This is a genomic window from Methanoculleus sp. SDB (assembly GCA_001412355.1).
In the GTDB taxonomy this organism is placed as follows: Archaea; Halobacteriota; Methanomicrobia; order Methanomicrobiales; family Methanomicrobiaceae; genus LKUD01.
In genome coordinates, this window is record LKUD01000066.1 from 1 (window position 1) to 5,487 (window position 5,487).

General features: G+C 58.0%; 6 protein-coding genes and 1 pseudogene. All 7 read right to left on the reverse strand.

Annotation, left to right across the window (positions count from 1 at the left end):
• Nucleotides 1-616, reverse strand: a pseudogene (locus APR53_00350).
• Between the two features lie 6 nt (nucleotides 617-622).
• Nucleotides 623-1,384 (reverse strand): methyl-coenzyme M reductase subunit gamma, encoded by a 762-nt coding sequence (locus APR53_00355; protein KQC03965.1) that lies wholly within the window; start codon nucleotides 1,382-1,384, stop codon nucleotides 623-625.
• A 12-nt stretch (nucleotides 1,385-1,396) separates the two neighbouring features.
• Complete coding sequence (locus APR53_00360; GenBank protein ID KQC03962.1) at nucleotides 1,397-2,020, reverse strand: methyl-coenzyme M reductase I operon protein C; 624 nt, start codon at nucleotides 2,018-2,020, stop codon at nucleotides 1,397-1,399.
• Nucleotides 2,021-2,022: 2 nt separating this feature from the next.
• Entirely contained in the window at nucleotides 2,023-2,490 is a 468-nt protein-coding gene (locus tag APR53_00365) for a methyl-coenzyme M reductase operon protein D (protein ID KQC03966.1), read from the reverse strand.
• 20 nt (nucleotides 2,491-2,510) lie between these two features.
• The gene (locus APR53_00370; protein ID KQC03963.1) at nucleotides 2,511-3,812 is read right to left on the reverse strand and encodes a methyl-coenzyme M reductase subunit beta; all 1,302 of its coding nucleotides are present in this window, start codon (nucleotides 3,810-3,812) and stop codon (nucleotides 2,511-2,513) included.
• Nucleotides 3,813-4,139: 327 nt separating this feature from the next.
• On the reverse strand, nucleotides 4,140-4,940 hold the full coding sequence (locus tag APR53_00375; GenBank protein KQC03967.1) for a formylmethanofuran dehydrogenase subunit C: 801 nt from the start codon (nucleotides 4,938-4,940) through the stop codon (nucleotides 4,140-4,142).
• Nucleotides 4,941-4,953: 13 nt separating this feature from the next.
• Nucleotides 4,954-5,463 (reverse strand): hypothetical protein, encoded by a 510-nt coding sequence (locus APR53_00380; protein ID KQC03964.1) that lies wholly within the window; start codon nucleotides 5,461-5,463, stop codon nucleotides 4,954-4,956.
• Nucleotides 5,464-5,487 lie beyond the last annotated feature (24 nt).

Consider the following 5,487-nt stretch of genomic DNA (forward strand, 5'->3'; position numbering starts at 1 on the left):
GCGTGGCTGCCTGGTCGGCGGGGAAGAGCTTCTCGATGTTGATGAGGAACTGCGGTTCGATATCGTCCGCGAGTTCGTCGTCACCGGTGAAGACCTTCACGTAACAGTCGTCGACGACACCGGGGTGGGTCTCGACCATGTGCTCCTGAACCACGGCTGCTCCGGGCATGGCGTGGTTGAGGATGTGCAGGTACTCGTTGATGGTCTCGGGAGTGACTTCCTTGCCGAGACGCTTCTGGAGCGTCTGGTGGGCGAGGTCCATGCCGACGATGACGGTCCTGCGGATGTCGTCCCAGAACTGCTGCATGGCTGCGTTGTTGACGAAGTGCAGGTCGTCGCCCTCCACATAGACACCGGACTGGGAGACCTGGTAGGTCATCAGCTGGCGCTGTCCCATCGGGATACCGCCGAGGTGGCAGCGTGCGGGTTCGTACATGGAGATGCCACGGTCCATCTCGACAGCCTTCGCGGCCTTGATGAACTCCTGCTTGCGCGGAGACTGGGCCATTCCGCCGAACTTGTAGAAGACGGCGCGCTCGGACTCCACATCCTGCCCCTGGAACTTCTCTTTCAGGGATGCCAGGAATAATTTTTGTGCTCTCTCAATTTTTGCCATGTTCTATCACTCCTTGGGCATGAATCCGTATTTTGTCCTCAGCGAGTGGATGCGCTGGATGTATTCGATGTACTCGGCGTCATCGCGGTAGGCGACACCCACGAGCGAGTGGAAGATGGTCGAGTGCTTCTTCATCCATGCTTCGTCCATCGGCTTGCCGACGGCGACTGCACGGTCGAGGGGCTCGCCGATCTGGTTCTTGACGTAACGGACGACGCCGTCGTCGCCGAGCAGGCTGCGCTGGAGCATGTCGAACATCATTCCGTCTTCTGCAAGACGGAGGGAGTGTCCGTGCACCGTTGCGCCACGGATGCCGACGCGGGCGGGGTCGTACATCTCGGTCTCGATAAGGAACTTGGAGTATTTCTCGAGGTCGCGCTCGCGGCACTCGACAATCTGACGGCCGGAAAGCGTACCGGGGTCAATACCGCGGAAACGGTAGCACTCGGTGTAGGTCCGCTGGTACGGCTGGGAGGGCGCGTTGAACATCGAGTCAGCAAACTGGATGTAACGGACGCGGTCTCCGGCCTTGGCACCATCGGTCGCAGTGACAAGCTTCCTGATCGGGCACTCGGGTTCCTGCTGCTCTGCAAGCGGCGGGTGTGACGTCGGGTATGCGGATCCGGGGGCGCGGTGCCCGAGGATTAAGACAACATCCTCATCCGTGACATCACGGACCTTCTCCAACTGAACACCTGGATTCATTTGTCTGCGCCGGTTCTCGGCGACAATTGAGGTTCCAGGTCCATACTGTGGTTTGTATGCCATATTCATTTCACCTCATTTTGATTTCATCACATTCATTACTGCGGAAATGACGTCTGCCAGTTTATCCCTCGGCGGTGTCTGTCCGCGGGTGACCCCGCTGACAATCGCCAGGACCGTCCCCTTTGTTTTCACCTGATCCGGGGGCGGCATTACATAGGCGGTCTTCACACCTTCTTTTGCGAGATCCTCGTAATCGATGGGCGCCTGTGACACGACGACCGCGCCAACGTCGCAATGCGCAAGGATGAACCTGACCTTTGCCACCACGTGGGAACGCACGTTCCCGTGGTGGAGGATGGCCACCTTGTGCTGTTCGATCTGCTCGATTTCCTTCTCGGTCAGCCCGAAATAGGCACCGAGAACCGAGCCTGCGATATTGGGCGCATCCGGCGGGACACCGCTGCCGGCGTCCAGGACAAGGGTGGAGACGGAAAATTCCACACCCTCCCTCCTGAGACCGGAGGTGATGTCGCACACCGGTTTCGTGACATGGCGGCGGCCGGGCGACATGCCCACCACGATCACATCGGGATACCGGCACTCGGAGATCGTGCCCCGCTGCGCAAGGCCGCCTCCTTTGCCCATTCCCATGCTCTCGCGGCAGTCCACTACCTGTGTCACGCGGCCGATCGGCATGATTACTTCAATCCCTGGATAATCACCGGACCCTTCCGGCTTCTCGGATCGACGAGCCCGATGAGACGGGGGTCCGCATCGGGTCCGTATTTCGCGTAGTCGCTCAGGGTCGGTGTCGGTTTCATGAAGGTACCCGTATCAATCGTAAACGGGATGGTCATTACTTCATCGCATACCTTCCGGATTTCTGCAATCACGCCTTCCTCCTCCACTTCGAGGATGACTCCCCCTACCTGGACCTCGAGTTCGACCTCGGTGTCGCCGACCTTGATTGTTTTCCGGTCGGGGTGGGGGTTGGGTTTCCCGCGGGCGGGCCCGTACGGGACCGTCGCGGGAAGGCGGGGACCGTTGATGATCATCCGTCTGATGCCCTCGACTTTCACAACGGCGTTAAGCAGCCGCTGTGCAGAGTCCGATTTGAGGAACCGCAGAGGGACAATCCTGCATTGAGGGTATGTGGCTTCTGTCATTGAGATTTCCACGTTCGGATTTAGACTCCCTTCGCAATTTCCTGGATGGGCTTTGCGAAGACGTCGATCTTGCCGTACGTATCTCCGTACACCTTGGACGTGCTCTCCGGGCTGAACATCTGGGTACCGGCGTCAAGCGCTGCTGCGGCAACCACACACGGGATTGCCACACCGGCGGCGTGACGGGTAACGACGTGGTTTCCGTTGAAGACACCGGGGCCACCGCCACCATAGATCGAGTGGCTGAAGAACGAGAACCCGACGGCAACACCCATGACACGGCCGTAGTCACAGCCGGGCAGGCCGGTCTCGTGCTCAAGCAGGTCGTTGAAGTACAGGAGCGTCGAAGAGACTGCCTGAGCGAAACGTCCGGCACCACAGTTGACCATGGTTGCTGCCATGGTACCTGCAGCGGCGTAGGCGTTCCAGAGCATGGGGTCCTTCGTGTCGTAGAACTGGAAGTATCCGCCCTTCTTGCCGGGCATGATGACTTTGTCCTCGATGGCACGCTCGACAAGCGACTGGACGACAGTACCGATCGTACCGGTTGAACCGTTCGCCTTCACGAGGTCGTAGACCAGGTTGTTGGCGTTTAAGCCCTGGTACGCGTATGCGAGCAGCTGGGCACGCTCGAAGGGACCGATTGCGGCTCCCATTTCGAACTCTCCCGCCTGTTCGAGCGTGGAAGAGAGTGCTGCGCCCTGCATTGCATTCCGGTTGGTCATCATGACAACGTGGTTGACCGGGATGTTGCGGAGAGCATATCCGAGACCTTCGTTGTTCTGGGGGATGGTCAGAACGGAGGAGACAAGAGCTCCCTCGAGGTCCATCGTGTGCGGATATCCGCCCCAGGCTGCCGCCTTGACCATGGAACCGTTGAATGCATCGATATTGAACTGATCGATGATCGAGTAGGTCGTCGCCGCAGCAACAGACGTGATTGCCGCGTCGTAGGTTGCCGCCGCATCAATTCTGGCTTTGGGGACTTCAACGAGCAGCAGCTTGCCGCCGCTGAACTCATGCACGATGGTGTCGCCACCCTCGACATCTACCATGTCCTTAATCTTGGCGACGATCGCGTCCTTGTTGCCCATGATGTCAAGATCGAGCTCACGGCCCATGATCTGGCCTTTGCCGACCTTACCGACTTTCAGTTCGGACTCAATCTTCCCGAGCTGAACCGCAATCGTCCTCTTGGTGAGGTCGATGAGCTTCTTGGTCGCCGGGTTGACGAGCGGGCTGATCTTCTCAAGCGTGACACCGCTTTTGAGAAGTTTGCCTGTATCGTCGTACAGGTCGATTGTTTCGGTATATTTTGCCATAATTTTCCTCCTTTTCCTGATTTGTGCAATGCATCTCAATAACTGAATGCTGGAAACAAGGACGTTTCCGTAATAATATGTCGGTCGCTACTGCACGTCCCCGCATGGGACATTGAATAATACCCAACGCCCCCATATAAGCATTCCTAATGGCGATTTGAATATAAACGGTAAAATAAATAATTTTCAGGGGTAATATTCAAATATAAGAGGTCTCGTTTGCAAAAATACTCATTTCGTGTGAAGAATGTAGATAAGACGTAATACGATATGTGACGGGAGTAGATGAATTGTGGGAATATGGGGTGCGCCCCCAAAAAAACAGGGTTAATATTTGAGGTAGAGTTTGCCGAAGACCACGCTGCCCTTCCTCTTCGGGTGGCGTTCGCCGATATCCCCTTCATAGAGGGCGAAGGTTGCCTCGCTCCCGTCCACCTCGAGGTCGACGTCGTTTCTGTACTGGAATCCGGGCATCATGACTTCGATATCCCCGAAGACGATGATCTCTCCCTCCACCATCTGGCCGCCGACTTTGCTCTTGCAGTCGCCCTTGACGACAATGCGGCCGCCTTCCTGGTGCGTGCCCACGTGGACGTCGGTGTTGCCGCCGATGATGATCTCGCCGCCACGCATGAACGTGCCGATGTCGCTGCCGGCATTGCCGCCGACGCGGATGAGGCCGCCCTGCATGCCTCGCCAGTCACCGCGATAGGCGGCGCCGAGGTAGTTTCCGGCATCGCCGTCGACGACGATCTCGCCGCCCGTCATCCCGGTGCCCGCGAATGCATCGACTGTTCCCTTCACGGTGATCTTTCCGCCCTGCATCCAGGCGCCGACATACATGTCGGCATCGCCCTTCACGAGAACGTCGCCCGCGGACATCTTCATGCCGATGTACTTGACACGGGAGACATCGCCGTCGATGACGATTGAGGTCTCGGCGGCGGTCGCGCCCGCACTCCCGGCGACGGTGAAGTACTCGCCGAGCGATTCTCTGGTGTTGCCCGTGTAGACGTGCAGGTCCGCAATCTCCGCAGCCGATTTGCCGGCGAAGGCATCGGGTGTGATGTTGTCCGCCTCAAGGCGGAGTGAGGGGACTTTTTTCGGGGTTAATGTAACTGTTGCCATTGTCTTTTCCACCTCACCGGGATGCATCCACCTCGATCACGTACGGATTCGGCACATAGTGGTGTGCATAAACCTCGTAGTTCGCTTCGGTAACGGAGTAGAAGCGCTTGAATTTCTCGCTGATGTCACGCTGGACCTGCGGGTTCTCGTTCGTCTTGCAATCGACCCAGAAGGTACGCTTGCTGCCGTTCGAGACGATATCGCCCTCCCTGACGATCATTTCGCCGCCCTTGATAAGGTACTGTGCATTGGAGAAGGCACGCTCGATGAGCTCGGGGTCGCGGGACGGATCGATTGCCTCCGGGTTGTACGGATAGATCGCCACATCGCCCTCACAGCCGGGTCTTAGCGAACCGAACATATGGGAGAGGCCGAGCACCTTTGCGGGTCCGGCGCGTGTCATCTGTGCGATCTCGAAGAGCGTGAGTTCACGGTCGATTTCACCGATATAACACGTGCTGCGGACGCTGTCTCCGTATTTCAGCTCCTTCTCGAGCATGTGTTCACGGGCCGCCCTGCTCATCAGCCACTTGATGACCCGCGGGTA